Source organism: Pseudoalteromonas peptidolytica (assembly GCF_012641745.1).
Taxonomy (GTDB): Bacteria; Pseudomonadota; Gammaproteobacteria; order Enterobacterales; family Alteromonadaceae; genus Pseudoalteromonas; species Pseudoalteromonas peptidolytica.
Genome location: NZ_WEHZ01000021.1, coordinates 61,026 through 81,922, shown reverse-complemented (window position 1 = coordinate 81,922; position 20,897 = coordinate 61,026). Strand labels below are relative to the sequence as shown.

The 20,897-nt window shown below is 44.3% G+C and carries 14 protein-coding genes and 1 CRISPR repeat array; of the genes, 8 read left to right on the top strand and 6 right to left on the bottom strand.

The window, feature by feature from the left end:
* The first annotated feature begins 150 nt into the window (after positions 1 to 150).
* The 5 genes from F9Y84_RS14340 (at position 151) to F9Y84_RS14320 (ending at position 7,143) form a co-directional block, all read left to right on the top strand.
* Positions 151 to 1,947, top strand: coding sequence for a glycoside hydrolase family 3 protein (locus F9Y84_RS14340; RefSeq protein ID WP_147390962.1), 1,797 nt, complete (start codon positions 151 to 153; stop codon positions 1,945 to 1,947).
* Between the two features lie 10 nt (positions 1,948 to 1,957).
* Positions 1,958 to 2,758 (top strand): D-glutamate cyclase family protein, encoded by an 801-nt coding sequence (locus F9Y84_RS14335; RefSeq protein WP_147390963.1) that lies wholly within the window; start codon positions 1,958 to 1,960, stop codon positions 2,756 to 2,758.
* Between the two features lie 9 nt (positions 2,759 to 2,767).
* Positions 2,768 to 3,496, top strand: a complete 729-nt coding sequence (locus F9Y84_RS14330) for a 5-oxoprolinase subunit PxpA (protein ID WP_147390964.1) — start codon at positions 2,768 to 2,770, stop codon at positions 3,494 to 3,496.
* Positions 3,497 to 3,543: 47 nt separating this feature from the next.
* Positions 3,544 to 4,077 (top strand): GNAT family N-acetyltransferase, encoded by a 534-nt coding sequence (locus tag F9Y84_RS14325; RefSeq protein WP_147390965.1) that lies wholly within the window; start codon positions 3,544 to 3,546, stop codon positions 4,075 to 4,077.
* A gap of 354 nt (positions 4,078 to 4,431) precedes the next feature.
* Entirely contained in the window at positions 4,432 to 7,143 is a 2,712-nt protein-coding gene (locus F9Y84_RS14320; protein ID WP_147390966.1) for a lamin tail domain-containing protein, read from the top strand.
* A 107-nt stretch (positions 7,144 to 7,250) separates the two neighbouring features.
* Here the strand turns inward: F9Y84_RS14320 and F9Y84_RS14315 are convergent, their stop codons facing one another.
* Positions 7,251 to 7,664, bottom strand: a complete 414-nt coding sequence (locus tag F9Y84_RS14315; protein WP_128732690.1) for a VOC family protein — start codon at positions 7,662 to 7,664, stop codon at positions 7,251 to 7,253.
* 480 nt (positions 7,665 to 8,144) lie between these two features.
* Here F9Y84_RS14315 and F9Y84_RS14310 point away from each other — a divergent pair, with 480 nt between their 5' ends.
* The 3 genes from F9Y84_RS14310 (at position 8,145) to katG (ending at position 13,988) form a co-directional block, all read left to right on the top strand.
* Positions 8,145 to 10,163: a S9 family peptidase gene (locus F9Y84_RS14310; protein WP_147391295.1), complete on the top strand. Its 2,019-nt coding sequence runs from the start codon at positions 8,145 to 8,147 to the stop codon at positions 10,161 to 10,163.
* A gap of 435 nt (positions 10,164 to 10,598) precedes the next feature.
* Complete coding sequence (locus tag F9Y84_RS14305; protein WP_147391296.1) at positions 10,599 to 11,378, top strand: class I SAM-dependent methyltransferase; 780 nt, start codon at positions 10,599 to 10,601, stop codon at positions 11,376 to 11,378.
* Positions 11,379 to 11,765: 387 nt separating this feature from the next.
* On the top strand, positions 11,766 to 13,988 hold the full coding sequence (gene katG / locus F9Y84_RS14300) for a catalase/peroxidase HPI (protein WP_167508306.1): 2,223 nt from the start codon (positions 11,766 to 11,768) through the stop codon (positions 13,986 to 13,988).
* Positions 13,989 to 14,113: 125 nt separating this feature from the next.
* Here katG and F9Y84_RS14295 read toward each other — a convergent pair whose 3' ends face one another.
* From F9Y84_RS14295 to F9Y84_RS14275, 5 genes are all read right to left on the bottom strand, one after another.
* A complete protein-coding gene (locus F9Y84_RS14295) occupies positions 14,114 to 14,554 on the bottom strand; it encodes a hypothetical protein (protein WP_147391297.1) in 441 nt (146 codons plus the stop codon).
* Between the two features lie 358 nt (positions 14,555 to 14,912).
* Positions 14,913 to 16,258: direct repeats of the CRISPR family, unit length 32 nt; unit sequence GTTTCAATCCACGCGCCTGCGGGAGGCGCGAC.
* 313 nt (positions 16,259 to 16,571) lie between these two features.
* On the bottom strand, positions 16,572 to 17,411 hold the full coding sequence (locus tag F9Y84_RS14290) for a lipase chaperone family protein (RefSeq protein ID WP_147391254.1): 840 nt from the start codon (positions 17,409 to 17,411) through the stop codon (positions 16,572 to 16,574).
* Positions 17,408 to 18,325, bottom strand: coding sequence for an esterase/lipase family protein (locus F9Y84_RS14285; RefSeq protein ID WP_147391255.1), 918 nt, complete (start codon positions 18,323 to 18,325; stop codon positions 17,408 to 17,410). The genes F9Y84_RS14290 and F9Y84_RS14285 overlap by 4 nt, the downstream gene beginning before the upstream one ends.
* 250 nt (positions 18,326 to 18,575) lie before the next feature.
* Positions 18,576 to 19,538, bottom strand: coding sequence for an LNS2 domain-containing protein (locus F9Y84_RS14280; RefSeq protein ID WP_128731908.1), 963 nt, complete (start codon positions 19,536 to 19,538; stop codon positions 18,576 to 18,578).
* A gap of 229 nt (positions 19,539 to 19,767) precedes the next feature.
* The gene (locus tag F9Y84_RS14275) at positions 19,768 to 20,796 is read right to left on the bottom strand and encodes an NAD(P)H-dependent flavin oxidoreductase (protein WP_147391256.1); all 1,029 of its coding nucleotides are present in this window, start codon (positions 20,794 to 20,796) and stop codon (positions 19,768 to 19,770) included.
* Positions 20,797 to 20,897: the final 101 nt, after the last annotated feature.

Genomic DNA, 20,897 nt, shown 5'->3' with positions numbered 1-20,897 from the left:
ATATTTTCGTTTGTTTTCAGGTTTTGCACTTTGTAGTCACTTCCATATCAGTGATACAGTGTAGGCAATTTTATTCAGCGTTTATTATTGATTGTGCGATTATTATCTTTGCTCTCCACTTTAGGAACTATTTTAGGAACTATCACATTCATGAGTTTCACTTCTTCGTCTACTGCTTCTGAAACAACAGCACCGCTAACCACACCTCAAATGCTTGGACAAAAGTTAATGCTCGACTTTCGTTATTACTGTCACGACCACAAAAAAGCCAGTGCCGATTGCAGAATACCGATGACCACGCTCCCCCCTGAATTGGCAGAATTAATTAGCCAACACGAGATTGGTGGTGCTATTTTATTTTCCGAGAATGTACAAGATACGACTCAAATCGTTGGCCTCAGTAACGCACTTCAACGCGCTGCACAAAATAGTAAAAGCAAGCTTCCTTTATTTGTGGCTATTGATCAAGAAGGCGGCCGGGTTGCTCGCATTAATCGTCAACAAGCCACCTCATTTACTGGAAACATGAGTATTGGCGCAACCTACCTACAACACGGTGATAGCTATGCAACAAAAGTCGCTGAGGCAATTGGTAAAGAACTACATAGTTTAGGCATTAATGTTAATTTTGCACCAACAGTCGATGTGAACAGCAACCCCAATAATCCAGTGATCAATGTACGTTCATTTTCCGAAACGCCTGACGTTGTCGCAAAGTTAGGACTTGCTCAAGTAAAAGCATTTGAAGACACAGGCGTGATCTCAGCGTTAAAACATTTTCCAGGTCACGGTGACACCTACGTTGATAGTCATACTGGTTTACCCCGAGTTGATCACGACCGCGAAACGATTGATAGTCAGGATGTATTTCCATTTGCAGAGATCATAAAGGCACATCCACCTGGTATGATCATGACTGCACACATTCAATACCCTGCACTTGATAGCAGCACACTTGTAAATTCCCAAGGTCAACGCATGATTAAGCCTGCTACCATGTCTTATCAAATTATGACACAACTTTTGCGGCACGAGCTTGGCTACCAAGGGGTGACGGTGACGGACGCTTTGGATATGGCCGGGATCAGTGACTTTTTTAACCCAGTTGACGCCACTATTGCAACGTTTAACGCCGGTGTTGATATTGCACTGATGCCGATTGCAATTAGAAGCCCTAAAGACATTGAACGCTTTGAACAATATATGAGTAAGCTGGTTCAAGCCGCTAAAAGCGGTAGGCTTGATAAAAGCCAACTGAATGAGTCGATATCCCGTATTACCACCCTAAAAAATAAAATACCCAATACCGCGGCATCCGTTGCAATCGCTCACTCTACACTTGGCAACCCGAAACATCGTGCATTAGAAGCTGAGCTCGCCCTAGCTGCAATCACACAAGTAAAAAATGAAGGCCTGATACCACTTTCAAATGACGTTAAAACGCTTCATCTGATAATGCCTGACAGACAAAAATGCTTGGCCCTTGAGCAAGCATTACAGACAATAAGTCAACATCCACTAACGGTGACTTGTACCAGTTTACAAGCATACGACCCTGATATTGCACTCAAAGCAATGTCACAAGCTGATGTGGTCATTGCCGCTCATGCTTCTCCGCCACAAAGTGCTGTAGAGATAGGTGGGATGGACGACGTTAAAAAACTACGTGCGCATGGTGTTGCGAAAAACGAGCAGCCCGCCGCACTGCAAAAATTACTGAAACAAGGTCAACAATTGGCAAAAAAACAGGTTTTTATTAGCCTAAGAGCCCCTTATGAAATTAGTACGTTTGCACCTTTCAGTGACGCAGTGTTAGCGAGTTACGCCTATAATGTAGATATAGTTAACGGTGACAAGGTCTCGGGTCCTGCTTATACCGCGTTGGCTAAAGTGCTATTGGGCATAGCAAAAGCGCAAGGTTCTCTACCCGTGACTATAGATAAGTGATGGAGACTTTATGGATCCCAGTGCTTCTTTGAGCGCACCATACGCAATCAGAAAAATGATTAAAGATGGGGACTATAGCGGGCCAACCAAGGGGTTTGTTCCAGGCTTCACCCAGTGCAATGTAATCATTTTGCCACAACGTGAAGCCTATGATTTTTTCAACTTTTGCCAACGAAATCCAGAAACTTGTAAACTGCTTATACCACCAACGGATCCCGGTTGCTTTCGTGCTGATGAGCTGGGGAAAGAGATTGATATTCGCCACCACATACCCAAATATCAAATTTTTAAGGATGGACAACAAGCACAAAAGTGCCAGCAGATTGAGCAACTTTGGCGAGATGATTTAGTCACATTTTTCTTCGCCAGTTACCTGTCTTTTGACTACTTACTCAACCAGTATGGTATTGCTTCTCACTCGGTAAACCCAACCACTCCCTTACCTCTTTACATCAGTAACATTCCCTGTAACCCAGTTGGTAAATACACCGCAACACAAGTACTCGCAATGCGGGCGCTGTCGAAACCAGACTTAATCAAGACAATTCAAGCAGCGACCCTAAGCCGTCTTCCCTTTGCCATGCCACTACATTTTGGCACACCACAAGAAGTTGGTATAGACGATATTAGTAAGCCTAATTTTGGAGAGCCTCTAACTTTTAGTCACAACCACTTACCGGTATTTTGGGGTTCCAGTTTAACGGCACAGTTAGCGATTACCAAAGCCGCGCCTGAATTTTGTATAATGAATTGTCCACATCACTTGCTGGTAACAGACATTCAAGATTTAGAATTAGCAGTACACAAATAGGAAAACAGCATGTTGTTAAATTGCGATTTAGGCGAAAGCTTTGGCGCTTGGAAGATGGGCTTAGACGAACAAGTCATGCCACATATTGATATGGCAAATGTCGCTTGCGGCTTTCATGCGGGCGACCCAGATGTACTTGCAAAGACACTGACATTGGTCAAAAACCACCAAGTAATATTAGGTGCACATCCGAGCTACCCAGACCGGCAGGGGTTTGGTCGACGCTCGATGTCCCTCAGTGCACAAGAGTTAACACATCACCTGCATTATCAAATCGCAGCTATTGATGGGATGGCACAGGTGCAACATACGAGTCTACATTACGTAAAACCACATGGCGCACTATACAATGATATGATGAAATCAGAAGCTGTGATGACCACAGTTCTTGACGCCATTGCGTGTTACCCCAAAAAACTGAAGTTGATGATATTGGCCAGTGCAAAACAAGATATACATCAAAAGCTCGCTGAGCAGCACGGTGTCACGCTAATTTTTGAAGCCTTTGCAGATAGGCTTTATCGTGACGATGGGCTTCTAACACCTCGTTCCGAACCACTTGCGGTGCATGACAAAGCCGCACTGCTAGCGCAAGTTGAACAACTACGCAAATATAGTCGCGTTACTACGGCATCAGGTAAGTCGCTGACATTGCGTGCCGATACTTTATGTGTTCACGGTGACAATGCGGCCAGCATTGCGTTAATCCAAGAAATAAAAAGCATGATAAATCTGTAGATTGTGATACTTTACAGAGATGGATTTCATCATTTAAGGAATAATACATGCTGCTAACAACTGAGCGACTCACTTTGCGCCCACTTCTTGAGTCCGATTGGGCGCTTTGGCAAGCACTCCACCAGCACCCTGATGTAATGCGCTATATCGGTGATATAGCCAACGAAGATACAGTACGGGAGAAATTTAACTCACGCTTAAGTGCAGGACTTGGACAGTGGCGCAAGGAAGACAATAGCTGGCTTACGCTGGTGATTGAGGAAAAAGCAACCGGCATCGCCGTAGGGCTTCACGGCTTTTTAAGTATGTGGACGCCTTTTCAACAAGCAGAGCTGGGCTTTATGATAGTCCCCGAGTTTCAAGGAAAAGGTTACGCTTATGAAGCCTCTCAAGCGGTGCTATCACTCGCGTGGCAGCAATGTAATTACCATAAGCTTGTTGCAACCGTGACTCAAGGTAATCAAGCTTCACATCGGCTGCTGAAAAAACTCGGCTTTGAGCTAGAGGGCACATTAAAGGACAACTATCAAATTGCTGGGCACTGGGTAAACGATGAAAAATTTGGAATGCTAGCCCCATAACCTGTGTTTGGTACAACGAACCTGAGCTTTGGATAAAAAGTGCGCCAGTTCATTGTTTTTAAGCCCGCATCAAATTTTTCCTTATCTAGGGCATTTTGATAATAACTAAGCAAATTGACGCAGTGAACGCTAAAGCTGACTGCCAGAGAGGTATTAATCACCCCGATTCTTGGGTTAATTAATACACTTTTAGCTGATAACTGGCTTAACTTTCATTCTTTCCAGGAAAAATATAACCCAAATTAGTAAATTAATACGGAATTTTTACATTCATTCACACCCAAGTCTGTACTTAATGTCCCTAAAAAAGTAAGTTGATGGCCGGATGTACGCCATAGTTCAGGATCAATAATAATGAATAAAAAAATATTCCAACTTTCTTTGATAAGTTTAGGGATGCTACACCTTAGTGGTTGTGGTGGCTCAGGTGGTGACGATAAAAACACACCGCCACAGATAGTTTCAGCACTTGAGTCCAGTGCCGACGAAAGAAGCTACGTCAGTGGTTCAGTGACAATTTCTGATAGTGATGGCTCTGTTGCAACACGTACCGTAAAACAAACGGAAGGGCCAGAGGTTATCGACCTCACACTCAGTGATTCAGGTCTTTCATTTATTGCCCCTGAGGTCTCAGAAGATACCAATGTCGTTTTCTTAATCAGCGCTACAGACAATGATGGTGACAAAGCCGAATCAAGAGTCTCGGTTACAATCAAACAAGTTAATCAAGCGCCTGAGCTGACAGGCGGTGCCTACAACGTAGAGTTTAATGATACCCTTGAGTTCACCCTTGATGCCAAAGACGCAGAGGGTGACGCCATTACGGTTACTTATGAACCACCGCTTTCTGGTGATCTTACTCTAATTGATGGATCAACACAGACATACCGCTACACGCCACACAAAAATAGCACTAATAGAGAAGTGTTGCGTTTTAGTGCAACTGATGGCGCATTATCCACCGAAGCTGAAGTGTTGATTGATGTAGTTGATACCTCAGCGCCACAATTACTATCTAGTTACCCTGAGTCTAACACGACTCCCTTTAGTACAACAGATGAGCTAGTGCTGCGCTTCGACGACAACATGTCTGCATCTTGGGTAACTGAGATTGGGACTCCTGAGTGCAATGGCGCTATTCAACTTCGTAAGGTGAACGACCAAACTTGCGTACCTTTTTCCGTTGGACAAGCACAAGAGGATGCACATTTTACTCTGACCTTGCTACCCAACGAGTCGCTGCAAGCCAGTTCACAGTATGAGCTCATAATCACAGATGCCGTGACAAATTATTATGGCACAAGCGCGACACAAGCCCAGACGATTAATTTTGTCACTGCACACACAGACTTACTGATAACTGAAATCTCATCATCCAAGTTCATAGATGATAATCGCTGGGTAGAGTTATATAACGGTACCAATGAAGCAATAGACTTAAGTCAGTATCAGCTGGTCGCCGAAAGCGTTGCACTTGAGAATTATACTGATGGAGGTACGCGGGTATTTCCATTAACAGCGCTATTATTGCAACCTGGTGAGTATATTGTGATACAAAACCAGCATGGCCCGCAAACGTGGCAAAATAGCGTCACCAGTTCGTCGCAATTAATGTTGATAGGTGAAGGCTTGTACGCCCCGGCATGGTATCAATCTGGATACGTAGAGTTACAAAACAAGCAAGGAGAAACCGTTGATTTTGTGCGTTTTGGCGAAAGCCAGAACACGCCAGCGACCGCTTCACAGTGGCAACAAAGTGATCAAATGCAGCCTATTTCTACTCAGTTAGGCCAAAGCTTAGTTAGAACAAACTTGCTTATTGACAGTAATACGATAGATGATTGGCAGCCTGCATCATTTTTCACTCCAGGTGGCAAAAACGATGTACTTTGCGATGAGGATGCTGATTTAGACGGGATCCCAGATTGTGCTGAACAGCCTGGTGGCAGCTTTGCAGGTTTACCTTTATATGAATGGGGGGCAAGAGCTGGGATCAGAGACATTTTTATTGAAGTGGATTACATGGACAGTGAAGATGCCGGTATTATTCCGCAAAAACCTGCCCTTGATAAAGTGAAAGCAGCTTTTGCAGCACAAAATATCGCGGTACACTTTGATGTAGGAAATTTATACCATCAGGCAGATGGGTTATCACCGGCACATTATGACCTTGGTGGTGGTAGTCGAATTCCTTTTGTACAAACCACTACTTTTGCCAGCACAGAAGCCGCACCTAGCGTACTGGATCACAAAGCAAAGCATTTTGACCTTAAACGTAAACCTATTTTCCACTACATGTTGATGGCCAACAGCCAAAAAGAAAACGGCAGTCAAGGTTCATCCGGTTTAGCAGAACTGTTTGGCAATGACTTGATGATTTCACTTGGTAATTGGGGGCTAAATGTTGATTCAGAAATTGCAGCCAATGTAACTTACAGCTTTCAAGCTGGCACCATTATGCACGAACTAGGTCACAACCTTGGCTTGTATCATGGTGGCAATGAAAATGTAAACTTCAAACCAAACCATGTGAGTGTGATGAACTACCTATATCAACTCGATGGCTTGCCAACAGTGGGGAATAAAGAAGGAGATCGGTACTTAAGTCGATGGTTTTATAGTAACGAAAACTGCTTCCCTGAAGGAACGGCACTGGTAAATAGCCCAGCAGAAGGCTTAGAACATTTTATTATTGACTACTCGCATGGTCATAATAAGCCAATAAATGAAGCGAATATCGATGAGTCAAAAGGGCTAAACAACGATAAATCTGAGGCAATCGACTTTGACTGTAACGGTAGTACCTCTGATCTCCTAACCAACTTTGACCTTAACGGTGACAATGACAATACCTCGGTACTCAATGACTATGATGAATGGTCAAGTCTGATACTCAACTTTACGCAATTTTGGAGTGGTGCGAACAGCGGCCATGTAAAGCAAGATATGGAGTCTCGGATGCAGAAATCCATCATGCACAGTGATAGACAAGCAGTACAGAAAGAAAGCGAACCATCACCAGCGGTATTTGAGCAAATTAAACGCTGGTCAAACTATCAAAACTAAGGGATAAAGCCCTTCAAACTCAAATAGCCGCCAGGTTCTGTACGCAACTTTGCGGCTATTTTCTCTGTAAATTCTCGAATTGATGTGGCGAAATACTTAATTTGACTCTAGTCACTGTTGCGCTGCGTTGGTAAATCACTTAAATACTCAACAAATTCAATTTCAAAACCTGCAGGATCAATAAAATAGACATTTTTTCTATATGGATGCTGTGCACCCACTTTATCAACGTCGTATCCCGCCTCTGTTAGCCGCTTTACAACACTTGCTATATTTTGTACAACATAGGCAAAGTGTGCAAAGCCAACTTGGTGACCTGTAAGTACCCTGTTTTGCCCCTCTCCGTGATCGCTAAATGCAATATAGTGATAGTCATCGCCGAAGTGCAGCCAATTCCGTGATTTTCCGTGCCACTCTCCTTGCCCCTGACTTCTCACCTTCCAATGTGGAAAAGCCGCTTGATAAAATGCCAGTGTTGCTTTTAGGTCGCTTACTACTAAGTTTACATGCTCTAAATACATATACTATTCCTTACTTTGCGCTCGGTGCGCACTTCGATGTGTTGTTGATACGCTGCATACCATAAAACCTAAAGTTAAGTTTAGGTAAAGTGATTTTTTAATAAAGAGCAAAGTTACAGCACATATTTCGACATCAGGAATATTCAGTAATACCGATTATCTTCATTAAGTGGTCTATGTTGAGGCGAGAAAGTTTCGCTATTTAATTGTACTAAATGAGAAATTTTTAACGCTGTTAGCGTCAGATTTACTCCTTCACATTGACCAAGTATTAAGGCTTATTGGTATAACCTAAGCGTGAGGTAACAGCTTACTCTCTTAAGTTATTACACCCTGCTATAGGGTTAAATCTGCTTGCATTAGGCCAGAGTCAGAGAAATACAGCATTGTATTAGTAAACAGCAGCGCGTTCATCGCAAAGAGTTGATTAAGCCGTTATAAACGCCATAGTAGAGAAAATAATAAGCAACAGGATCAGCTATGAAACACTTTTTAGTAAGCGCAGCTATCGCCAGTACGGCATGGACACTGCAAGCTACTCCGCTACAACCAACCGATATTTTTAACCTTGAATACGCCAATCAAATAGACATCAGCAACAACGGCGACAAGGTATTCTTCGTGCGTAACCGCATGGACATCAAAAGCGACAGAAAAGTCAGCAATATTTGGTCTGTTGATCTGTCAACAAACGCGATGCAGCCTGTGACTTCTGGCCTCCACATGGACTATGCTCCAGTTCTGTCACCGAGCAATGACAGAGTCGCATTCATCTCCACTCGTGATGGTAGCAGCCAAATCTATGTGAAATGGCTAGATACCGGTGCCATTGCAAAAATCAGTAACTTAACTCATGGCCCATCAGGGCTGCACTGGTCACCAGATGGCAAAAGCCTCTATTTTAGCCAATTTGTACCAAGCCAAAAAGCACCTCCAGTTTCCATAAAAGGCAAGCCTGAAGGTGCAAAGTGGGCAAAGCCCCCCGTGTTTATTGATGATGTGTATTACCGTGCTGATGGCGCAGGCTATACAGACTCTGGTTTTAATCATATTTTTAAGCTGGATGCCAATGGTGGGAATGCCAAACAAATCACCTCTGGTAATTTTAATCATGGCGGCGTACTAAGCTTTGCTGACAATGGAAAAACCCTATATTTTTCAGCTAATCGCCATCAGGACAACCAACTAAACCCAACCAATAGCGAAGTCTACAAGCTAGACTTAAGCTCGCTTGAAATCACTGCAGTAACCGACCGAAAGGGGCCAGATAACCACCCTGCCGTCTCACCAGATGGTCGCTACCTTGCCTACCTTGGCTATGACGATGAAAAAACCAATTATGAAAACAGCCTACTCTACATCAAAGACCTCAAATCTGGTGAGACCAAAACCTATGCCACCGATTTAGATAGAAGTCTCGACTCCGTTACATGGGCAGCCAATAGCCGTGGAGTCTATGTTAGCTACGATAATCAAGGTAAAACCACTTTAGCTTTTCAGCCTTTAAAGGGACGTTTTGAACAAATAACCGATGCCATTGGTAGTGTTAGCTTTGGACGTCCATATTCAGGTGGCGATTATGCCATTAGCGACCGTGGCCTAGTTGCATTTACACTGGCAGATCCGCTACGACCCGCCGACGTTGCCATCGTTAAGCGCGGCGAGCCAAGGCCTATCACAGCACTAAATGAAGATGCTTTAGGCGATAAAACACTGGCAACCGTTGAAGAGGTCTGGTTAAAGTCAAAGCATGATCAATTGCCAATTCAGGCATGGGTCGCCTACCCTCCTGGGTTTGATAAATCTAACAAGTATCCACTTGTGCTTGAGATCCACGGCGGCCCAGTTGCTAATTATGGCCCACATTTTAGCGCTGAAGTTCAGCTTTTTGCAGCTCAAGGTAATGTTGTACTGTATATGAACCCACGCGGTAGCGACTCCTACGGCAAAGAGTTTGCACAAACTATTCACCATAATTACCCCAGCCATGATTTTGACGATCTAATGACTGGCGTAGATCACTTAATTGGTGAAGGATATATAGACAAAAGCCGCTTATTTGTTACCGGAGGTTCTGGTGGTGGCGTATTAACTGCGTGGACTGTTGGCCATACCGACAGATTTGCCGCCGCTGTAGTAGCAAAGCCTGTGATCAACTGGTATAGCTTTGTGTTAACTGCTGATTTCTATCCATTTTTTGCAGATTATTGGTTTCCTGGTAAGCCATGGGAGCATTTGGATCATTATATGAAGCGCTCGCCAATTAGCTATGTAGGTAACGTGAAAACACCGACTATGCTACTGACAGGGGAAGCAGATTATCGCACACCAATTTCAGAAACGGAGCAATATTATCAAGCGCTAAAACTGCAAGGAGTAGAAACCGCGATGGTGAGAATCCCAGACGCTTCGCACGGTATTACCAAAAGACCATCTAATCTTTTAAATAAAGTGGCGTACATTCAGTGGTGGTTTGATAAGCACGATCCGAAGAAGTAGTAAATCACCTGAACTCGATAAAACACTGAGGTCAGCCGACCTCAGTGTGCTTTTAACTATTAAATTAACACTTAGACCAACTTGAGAGGTGAAAAGCATATTCACTTCATTTACAACCCTTCATGGTACAAACTAACCCTATGAAAAAATGGGGTTTTATTTTTCAGCAACTTTTTTACGCTTGCTATATTAAACGTACTTTCTATGGCGATTACTTGGAAAGTGTGAGCATATATTAGCAAGAAACGCAGATTACCTAACTAACAATACTTTTTCGCTTCAGTAGCGTGTACTTACTTATTATGACCGACTTATCTCAAATTTGCTCACGGTATGAATAGCACTCATTGAGCCCTTATCAGTATAATTGCGAGCGTATTAGCAGCAGTACGTAGTAATGTTTATTTAGAAATTAATTTTTTAAGGATGATCAATATGGATTACCTTTCTCTAAACAGAAAAGCTTGGGAAGAAAGAGCGATTGCGCACTTTGATTCGACGTTTTATGACGTAAATAGTTTTTTAGCGGGAAAATCTTCACTAAATACAATTGAATGTAAGTTATTGGGGAGTGTGTCTGAGCAAAGCATACTTCACTTGCAGTGTCATTTTGGCTTGGATTCACTTTCACTTGCTCGACTTGGTGCCAAAGTTACGGGCGTCGACTTCTCGCAAGAGGCCATTAGGCGCGCGAATACACTAGCACAGCAAACAAAGCTGGATGCAACTTTTATTTGTCAGGACATTGAAAAGTTTGGCAGCACCAATACCGACAAATTTAATATTGTATTTGCATCCTATGGTACGATTTGTTGGCTGCACGACCTTTCATCGTGGGCCACCACGATAGCCAATGCCCTGAAACCGGGAGGTCAATTTTGCTTTGTTGAATTTCACCCAAGTATTGATCTTAATATGGGCTACTCATACTTTGCAAAGCAGCAACCCGATGTAACAACAGAGGCTACTTACACCGAAAACCAACAAAGCGATACTCAAACCATCGCTACTTGGCCTCACTCAATCGGCGAGGTGCTCACTGCACTAATGCAAGTAGGCCTTACAATCACACACTTCGACGAACATCCTTTTAGTCCGTATAACTGTTTTGACGGGCTTGAGGCTGTGCCTGGACATGGTTTCCAGTTACTTCACAAAGGTCAGCAAGTTCCCTTACTATTTTCAGTCATGGCAAAAAAACATGCAAACGAGTAGTTTGCGTGTTTTAAGCTTTTTGTTCAGAAAAGTTACCAACCTTTAGACATTTGCTTGAATCGTCGTATTTGTCTTCACTTCGCTCAAATTCCATAACAATGCTTTTTTAAAAACTGTTTGATCCACCATCAAAATCCAACATTGAACATCAAAAAATTAACCTTTAGTTATCAAAAAAAATATTGAAAGGTATTTTTATAAGTTTCTTATAATTTTGATCTAACTTAAGCGAAATTACAAATAAAAGGTAAATCACTGTTATTTAATAAAAAATAATGATTCATTTTTCCGAATGCTGTGATTTATTTTTCTGGATTTTCTCTTTTTGATTTGTGAACTAAAGTTTAACGCGAACGTTACGACCAATTTATTCAAAGGGGAGCACCCATGAACAAAAAATCAAGAACGATGTTATCAGCTGTTGCACTTGCAGTGACAACGACTTTATCTGCACCAAGTTTTGCAGCGATAAGCGAAGCAAAAACCAACCAATTTTGGTGGCCAGAACAATTAAACCTCAGCCCTCTAAGACAGCATAGTCCAGAATCAAATCCATACGGAGCAAACTTTGACTACGCAGCCGAATTTAGCAAGCTTGGCCTAACACAGGTTAAACAGGATATTGAACGCACACTCACCGACTCACAAGATTGGTGGCCAGCCGATTGGGGGCATTATGGTCCATTTATGATCCGCATGGCTTGGCACAGCGCAGGAGTGTATCGTGTTCATGACGGTAGAGGCGGTGCAGCAGGTGGTCAGCAGCGTTTTGATCCTTTAAATAGTTGGCCAGACAATGCCAATCTAGACAAAGCAAGAAGACTATTATGGCCTATCAAGCAAAAGTATGGTCGTAGTCTGTCTTGGGCGGATCTTATGGTACTTGCAGGAAACGTAGCACTTGAGTCAATGGGCTTTAAAACCTTTGGCTTTGCTGGTGGTCGTCAAGATGACTGGGAGCCAGATCTCGTTTATTGGGGCCCTGAAGATGCTTTCTTAAAAGACGAGCGACGCGACAAAAAAGGCAAATTGAAAGGGCCGCTTGCCGCAGTTGAAATGGGACTAATTTATGTCAACCCTGAAGGTCCCCATGGCAAACCAGACCCACTCCTTGCAGCAAAAGATATTCGCATGTCATTTGGACGCATGGCAATGAACGACGAAGAAGTTGTTGCGCTTATCGCCGGTGGCCATACGTTCGGTAAAGCACATGGAGCCAAAAAACCGTCTGACTGTGTGGGTAAAGAACCCGCTGCAGCAGCAATAGAAGAGCAAGGCCTTGGATGGAAAAACAAGTGCGGAACCGGTAAAGGTGCAGATACAACAACCAGTGGTTTAGAAGGCGCTTGGACAGTAACCCCAACTCAGTGGTCAACAAACTACTTAGATAATCTGATGAACTTTAACTGGGTAATAACGAAAAGCCCAGCGGGAGCAACACAGTGGATCCCAGATAACAAGGCCGCAGCCAACTTAGTACCAGATGCACACATAAAAGGTAAGCGCCATGCACCTATTATGTTTACTACAGATATCGCGCTAAAAGAAGATCCTGAATATCGCAAAATTGTTGAGCGTTTTCGCAAAGATCCAAAGCAATACGAAGAGGCCTTTGCAAAGGCTTGGTTTAAGCTAACACACCGAGATATGGGACCACGCGCCCGTTATATCGGCGCTGAAGTACCGAGTGAAGTACTTACATGGCAAGACCCTATTCCTCAAGCTGATCACCAGACAATTGACGATAAAGATATTAAGACGCTGAAGCAATCTATTCTCGACTCTGGCCTGACAACACAAGCGCTTATCAGAACCGCATGGTCAGCAGCATCAAGTCACCGTGTGACTGACATGCGAGGTGGTGCAAATGGCGGGCGTTTACGTCTTGAGCCACAGATCAGCTGGGAAATTAACAATCCAGAAGAGGTAAAAAAAGTACTGGCCAAGCTGGAAGACATTCAAACCAGCTTCAATAAACGCGCAGGCAAAAAAGCAGTATCTATCGCGGATCTTATTGTATTAGGTGGTGCCGCTGCTATTGAAAAAGCAGCAAGTGATGCCGGATACAACATCAGTGTACCGTTCACCCCAGGTCGAACAGATGCCTCACAAGCACAAACTGATGTGCTCTCGTTTAGCTACTTAGAGCCAAAAGCCGACGCATTTCGTAACTACTACAGTAAGGATGCCTATATGTCACCAGCTGACATGTTGGTAGACAAAGCCAATATGCTAGATCTCTCCGTGCCAGAAATGACCGTGTTACTTGGAGGTCTACGTGCGTTAGATGCCAACTATCAAGGTGTTGATCACGGCGTATTTACCGACAAACCAGGACAATTAAGTAACGACTTTTTTGTCAACCTGCTTGATATGTCAACCAAGTGGTCGAAAGTAGATGGTCAAGAGGGCTTATATGAAGGTCGTGACCGTAAAACTGGTGAAATCAAGTGGACGGCAACACCTGTGGATTTAATCTTTGGCTCAAACTCTGAACTTCGTGCAGTTACAGAAGTGTATGCCTCAGACGATGCCAAGCAGAAGTTTGTTGATGATTTTATCGCAGCTTGGGTAAAAGTCATGCAACTGGACCGCTTTGACCTAAAATAACCGCGCTCACTCAACAGGGTCTACACTAGACCCTGTTGTATCTAGCCTGAGGCTTTAGCCCTACTCTGGCAACAAGACCTGCGCCTGTCGGCAAAGCTAGGTTACACGCCAAGCGCTGACTCAAATTATTGCAACGCCAGATTGGTTCTAGGCAAAGGAGTAAAACACAGACGCGTTTGCATTTCACCTGTTACCAATTCAGTTTGTGTAATGTCTCGGCTATTATAGAGACGTAGCTGTTTATCCTGTTGCACATAATAAAACCCTAGCTGATCCAACCGCGAAGCCCACTTAAATGCTAAAGCCACATCGCAACGAATAAAAACACTCAGCTCTCGGTATAACATGGGTTTATCACCACCCCAAAGTAATTGATAAGGCCTATTGGCACGCTGTAAAGCCCCTTGCCAAAATCGTGAAAGCCGCTCATTCTTAGTTGCACTTTGTATCTCACCGCTAGGATTCCAGAGGCTGATAATCGCCCCTGAAGCTTCAAAGCGCAGTGGCCGTATTGGTCTAAAATACACATCCAAGTATAGTTGCCATAAATCTGGTTCAATTCTCATTTGTTATACCAATTTGCTTAATTAAGTGGTCTATTTTGAGGCGAGAAAATCTTGTCGATAACACCGCTTCCGCGTCCTGCTCACGCCGAGGTACCTACGTCCTGTCGGCAAGGCAAAAATTTTGCTATTTAGTTGTTCTAAATGAGAAATTTTTAACGCTGTTAGCGTCAGATTTACTCCTTCAAATTTAGCAAGTATTAAGTCAAATTGGTATTACACCTTATCTTGATATGTGACTTAGGCAAAAAGTTTAAAGCGTTACTCCTTTGTTATGCTAGCCCTCAAATGAAAATAACCTTATGCGCCTGCGGGAGACGCGACACAATATTTCAAAGTATGCCCGAGCCGAAGCATGGAAGTTTCAATCCACGCGCCTGCGGGAGGCGCGACGAGGCATCGCTCTTGTAGCTGAGGGCGACACTGTGTTTCAATCCACGCGCCTGCGGGAGGCGCGACACTATTTCCGCCCACCCTTCCGTTAGGTTAAGTGTTTCAATCCACGCGCCTGCGGGAGGCGCGACGCAAAGACGAGCGCGGCTTGATAGAGCTTATAGAGTTTCAATCCACGCGCCTGCGGGAGGCGCGACACATCATCGCCATCATCTGGGTTCGTGGTATTTTGTTTCAATCCACGCGCCTGCGGGAGGCGCGACTCTCAACTCAATAGATACATACTCAAATACAGGCGTTTCAATCCACGCGCCTGCGGGAGGCGCGACCGAAGTGCCATTATCACTCAAAATCTGATTGATGTTTCAATCCACGCGCCTGCGGGAGGCGCGACTGATCTGGGAGGAAAAACTATGACCGCAATTCGTGTTTCAATCCACGCGCCTGCGGGAGGCGCGACCTCTAATAATTGAGGTTGGTTACATGCCCGACTAAGTTTCAATCCACGCGCCTGCGGGAGGCGCGACCAGTCGTGTTTGACAAGAGTGCATAACAACTTGGTTTCAATCCACGCGCCTGCGGGAGGCGCGACTAAAATCCTAGCTATTCCTAAAAGCTAAATATAGGTTTCAATCCACGCGCCTGCGGGAGGCGCGACGTTGCGCCAGCCGCATTGACGCGCCCTTTAACCGGTTTCAATCCACGCGCCTGCGGGAGGCGCGACACCCCAGCCAATGATTGGCAGATTGGGCACGGGGTTTCAATCCACGCGCCTGCGGGAGGCGCGACTTTCCCGATGATTACATCATTAGTCACGATAGTGTTTCAATCCACGCGCCTGCGGGAGGCGCGACGATGTAGTGAACCGCGCACCGCTCACCATTTCTGTTTCAATCCACGCGCCTGCGGGAGGCGCGACCATCCGCCTCGGCTGTCTTAGGCATGATGCCAAAGTTTCAATCCACGCGCCTGCGGGAGGCGCGACCTGGACTTTGCGGGGGATGCACTTAATAAAGTTGTTTCAATCCACGCGCCTGCGGGAGGCGCGACAAAGTGAGTTCAGACTTGTGGCGTGGAGAGGTGCTGTTTCAATCCACGCGCCTGCGGGAGGCGCGACTTGATTTGTATGGCGATTATCGTTATGACGGGCGGTTTCAATCCACGCGCCTGCGGGAGGCGCGACTAATCCTACCGTAAACGGATCTTTTAAAACTACCGTTTCAATCCACGCGCCTGCGGGAGGCGCGACTATGCGCTTGGCAAAAGATACTGGCTTGAACGAGTTTCAATCCACGCGCCTGCGGGAGGCGCGACAGCCTTGCTTTCAAGGCACAACAACCCTAGTACGGATTGTTGTTTTCCGCTAACTATCAGTTAAATGGGGTTTAATGCCCGTTTAACTGACAAAGAAAAGAAGTTTTTCCATATTTTTAAATAACTTATAAAATCGCTAGATCCCTGGGGTTTTGATGAGTACGCTGCCCTAGCGATTTAATCGACTTCATATTTTATACCATACACTATGTAAAAAACTTAACCCCTGTCAATCGCGACTTATATACAGCAATAATTTGTCAGTACAGCTAACAACGCACGCTACAACACGCTTTGTGCCTATCAGCATGGATCATTTGGTCAATACAGCCACTCGCTTGCGTTCATTTTCAGTAAAACTCTTTATTAATAGGGCTTCAATCTGCTCTGTTGCCATTGGGGTATTACCATACTCGGCTAAAATGGTTTGTTTTTGCGCTTGAAACGTGTGCAGCTTTTGCTGCCAATCTAGGTCTTGCTGTGTTACTTCAAGCACACGCATCGCAACGTCATCACCAAAATCAGCACTTAATTCGTTGTAACTTCGTTGCTTGAGGTTAGCGTGTAAATCATGAAGCTGCGCCGTCGCACGAAACAAAGACTGCTCGGGCTTTGAAAGCTGACTGATATTTGCTTCTATAAGTTGCTGTTTTTGCGCATCGCTTAAGCGAGTGTCTGATAAAATCTGCCAACGGTTCACTGTTTGCCTATCCCATGCGTTATCCTCCTCAAACCACAGCACAATTAGCTCTTTGGTAAAAAAACGACGCTGTAAGGCGTGCAATTGCTCAAGCCGCTCTAACAAATTAAGGTGCTCATCCACTTGCCCTAATGCTTGTTTAAACTCCACATATCTACCAGCTATTTGATGAAGACACTCAGGCAATAAACTTAGGTGATCAGCCCACTTCTCAACTTCTTGTAAATTCTGTAATGCAAAAAGCCAGTCATCGATTAGATATTTATCCTCTTTACTGAAAGGCTTGCACTCAGCACTCACAGATACCGAATTGATAGATTGTGGAGCCTTACTCTGTTCGTATTTAAGAGCAGGTGCTGTCACTAACTGGGGGAAATGACTTGACCGTTGCTGCTGAGTAAAAATCAGTAACATACTCAGAAATACGATAAGCAGCAGGCTCCACTTTTTCATAATGCTAATGCCTTCAAGCGGCGGATATGTTGTCTGTAAACTGTTAATGGATCAGTTTCAAACAGATGGTGAATGCCAATTGTTTGGTTTACCTGATCTAAGTGGTTCATTTTGAATTGGTTATTAATCACTTGGCCTAAATTACTAGAGCAAGCCGACACCAAACCATCGTTGGCTTCATCAAATACTTGTGAGAACAAGGCCAAAGCATTGTCGGCAGGGTCAAAAACATTCGTCCATGCTTTGCTGCCACTCCAAGAAAAATAATGTACGCCATTACTGGCTAGGCTTTGTGTTTCAGCGCAGTAGCTACTCGGCACACCTTCAGGATATTTTTGATTGAATGCCAAGGTTCCTTCTGTTGTTAAGGCGCTGAGTGCTTCTAGCGCGTCTTTTGGTACGCCTGACTTACCTGACAGTAAATCAATTAGTCCTGCAAGCGCGTTAGCAAGGGAAGCTAAAAACTGCTCTGAGAATGAGCCACTATCAACGCCACCACGCACAACATCCGCAAATCGACTGCCCCAATTAACGCCGCCGATACTGGTTACAGACGCTACCCACTCAGGTTTTACCGAGGCCACATAGCGGATAGTTTGTGCACCTTGGCTGTGGCCGATTAAATTAACTTTTTCTTGCCCTGTTAATGCTCTCACTATTGCGACTTGCGCCAACAACTGCTCGCCACGCAATTCTGAATTATGGGCAGAAGATACTTGTGCAACGTATACCTGACCACCTTCTTCTTGAATAACTTGCGGGACGCGATAGAAATAATCTACACCCAGCAAATTATCAAAGCCAAACAACCCGTGCACTAATATCACCGGATATGTTAGCTGCTCTTCACTGTGCGCGGGGGATCCCACGATTGCCAATACCCCAAATAGGGCGCCAAGAATTAACCTTTTCATGTACTTGCTCCAATTGTTACAATTTAATAACAATACAACTGTAGAGGACAATGGTCAGAGGTCAAGCCAGAATGATGTGTTAAATGAAATTTTAATGAATCAAAGGTAAACAAATGTAAATATAAAAAGGATGCAGAATGAGAAAATTAGTAACTGAATATCTACACTTTAAATTGTTGCTGCTGGTTTATTGTCTATCTGAAGCTTGGATAAGAAGCAAGCTGGCTTATCCAAGCTTCGGGATCAGCGTTTATTGACAATCTGCATGCGGATAGGTTGCCAAGCCATCAAGATGAACACGATAGCTATTTCCTGTAATCGGCGTTGTACCGTAATGCCCTGCATCAGCACCTATGGTAAAAGCCTGTGATGCTGGGATCCCTGCTTTAATAAAAGCTTCAGCGTCTGTTTTTGCATTACCGTAGGCGCGCACGACCTCTATACCCTGTGCTTCTAGGCGATTAATTTCAGCGGTTTTATACTCAGCCGTTTTGAATAAGCTGGTTTCGTTACTCAAAGAGGTGCGCAAAAACCCTTGCGGTAGGCCCATCCAATTTAACCAACCGCGTGTCCCTTTTGCATACCAATATACGCGCGCCGTCAAAAATACAGGTTGATAACCCAAATCTAAATAATGACGGACTAGATCGTATGCTCCGTCTTTTGGTGAGGCGTGATCTATTCCTGTATAGTCGCCGATTTGCTCCGCATCGGACTCTGTTAAGGTGCCATCAATATCAAACAACACAGCTTGAGTCCCAGGCTCTACCACGGTGACATAACCCTGCGCCCCAGTACCGTCAGCGGGCACCCCAGCGTATATACGATACTGTCCTGCAGGTAGCGCTGGCAAAGAAATAAAGGCCTTGCCATCGCCATTTGTCGTTTGCTCCCCAAGATAATGCCAGTTCGAGTCTGACTCACTGCGATAGTAAAACTCCACAGCTTCAAACTCTAAATCTTTATGGGTGATACTACCATAATCAAACTTTGCGGTGATCTGGGTTACGGTACCACTTGCTGTTACTTGATCATGCACCATATGGTAGCTCGGTAGCCAAGATAAATACTTATTAAAGTGATTAGAAAAGCTGCGCTTTTCCATATTAGGGGCAGCATACTGTGTTTCTAGCTCACTGATGTTGGGACACTTTGGGGCTGCTAGTGAAGAAAATGAAGCGAATAACGCAACGGCTAAAATAGAATGTCTCATGCACGACTCCGTGTTTATTATTGTCGATAACAAATACATCACTTGAGGATCACTTTGCTATTCTCAAGTGATAAAGCGCAAGGCACGATAATCATCGCCCTGTCATAAAACGCTAGAGCATAAACTCGAAATGTGTCAAATATGTTAAATCAATATTAATCCAAAATATAAACCCTACGCTGCTAAATTAGCCTGTATCCAGAAAACTCTATCGCATTAGAAGCACGTATTACTTTCCATTCAAGATAGCGACCATTGCTTCGATACTGACTTCCTGACATCCTCGTCGGTTACTACCGCTCCAAAGCGGGCTAAAGTCACCTTTCCCTTGCTTTTCGGCTGCAACGCGTAAAGGTGTCAACGCAGCAGATGCGTATGGGAAGCTTGGTGTTTGCTCGTAGATAAAATCAAGTGCAAGCATTAGCCGATTCTCAATCCCACGAGCTGGTCGACCGGAAAATACATTTGTCACAGCAGAAGGCTCAGCTAATGATTTAAGTGCATGACGATGAACTTGCGTGGTGTCAGCTTCATCACAGAGTAAAAAACTAGTACCTACTTGTGTTCCACATGCACCAAGTTTTTGCATCATCAACACATCTTGATGTGAAGCAATGCCACCTGCGGCAATCACCGGAATAGGTAACTTCTCAACCAGCTGTGCTACCAATTGTTTTGTTTGCAATTGCTCATCAAGTTTAGCTTCAGTAAACGTTGCTCGGTGACCACCAGCTTCAATTCCTTGAGCGATCACAATGTCTGCACCATTTTTTGCCAACCAAATTCCCTCTTCGACTGTTGTTGCTGAAGATAAAATCGTCGCTCCCCAAGACTTTACCTTTGCCACCAGTTCTGACTTTGGTAAACCAAAGTGAAAGCTGATAACTGGAGGTCTGTAAGGAGCAATCGCCTCAGCCATCTCCTCATCAAATGGCCTCCTAAGTACACCGACCTCATTGTCGGGTGTTAGGCCAAATTCAGCATAATATGGTGCTAGTTTTTGTAGCCACTTACTTTGCTGTTGCGTATCCAACTTGGGCATATCATGGCAAAAAAAGTTAAGGTTGTACGGCTTGGATGTTTGTGCCCTAAAGTTTTTTATTTCACACACCACCTGCTCTGCGTTAAGCATGCCACATGGGATTGAGCCTAAAATTCCAGCCTTGCTTGCTGCGGCTGCTAAGCGCCAATTTTGCACGCCTGCCATTGGCGCTTGGATCATAGGAATTGAAATATTAAGTAATGTAGAAAGCTGCATTATAAAGTCCTTGTTTTTATCGTAGCGCTGATACGCTCATACACTATAGACACGCTCTGTGTGGGGCCAGCAACATAGTAAAACACAACCGTGTTCATTAG

Bases quoted from the DNA above. Each gene is read 5' to 3' on its own strand.
- F9Y84_RS14325 (WP_147390965.1), top strand. From the start codon at position 3,544: ATGCTGCTAACAACTGAGCGACTCACTTTGCGCCCACTTCTTGAGTCC.
- katG (WP_167508306.1), top strand. From the start codon at position 11,766: ATGAACAAAAAATCAAGAACGATGTTATCAGCTGTTGCACTTGCAGTG.
- F9Y84_RS14295 (WP_147391297.1), bottom strand. From the start codon at position 14,554: ATGAGAATTGAACCAGATTTATGGCAACTATACTTGGATGTGTATTTT.
- F9Y84_RS14285 (WP_147391255.1), bottom strand. From the start codon at position 18,325: ATGAAAAGGTTAATTCTTGGCGCCCTATTTGGGGTATTGGCAATCGTG.
- F9Y84_RS14320 (WP_147390966.1), top strand. From the start codon at position 4,432: ATGAATAAAAAAATATTCCAACTTTCTTTGATAAGTTTAGGGATGCTA.
- F9Y84_RS14280 (WP_128731908.1), bottom strand. From the start codon at position 19,538: ATGAGACATTCTATTTTAGCCGTTGCGTTATTCGCTTCATTTTCTTCA.
- F9Y84_RS14335 (WP_147390963.1), top strand. From the start codon at position 1,958: ATGGATCCCAGTGCTTCTTTGAGCGCACCATACGCAATCAGAAAAATG.
- F9Y84_RS14290 (WP_147391254.1), bottom strand. From the start codon at position 17,411: ATGAAAAAGTGGAGCCTGCTGCTTATCGTATTTCTGAGTATGTTACTG.
- F9Y84_RS14315 (WP_128732690.1), bottom strand. From the start codon at position 7,664: ATGTATTTAGAGCATGTAAACTTAGTAGTAAGCGACCTAAAAGCAACA.
- F9Y84_RS14340 (WP_147390962.1), top strand. From the start codon at position 151: ATGAGTTTCACTTCTTCGTCTACTGCTTCTGAAACAACAGCACCGCTA.
- F9Y84_RS14275 (WP_147391256.1), bottom strand. From the start codon at position 20,796: ATGCAGCTTTCTACATTACTTAATATTTCAATTCCTATGATCCAAGCG.
- F9Y84_RS14305 (WP_147391296.1), top strand. From the start codon at position 10,599: ATGGATTACCTTTCTCTAAACAGAAAAGCTTGGGAAGAAAGAGCGATT.
- F9Y84_RS14330 (WP_147390964.1), top strand. From the start codon at position 2,768: ATGTTGTTAAATTGCGATTTAGGCGAAAGCTTTGGCGCTTGGAAGATG.
- F9Y84_RS14310 (WP_147391295.1), top strand. From the start codon at position 8,145: ATGAAACACTTTTTAGTAAGCGCAGCTATCGCCAGTACGGCATGGACA.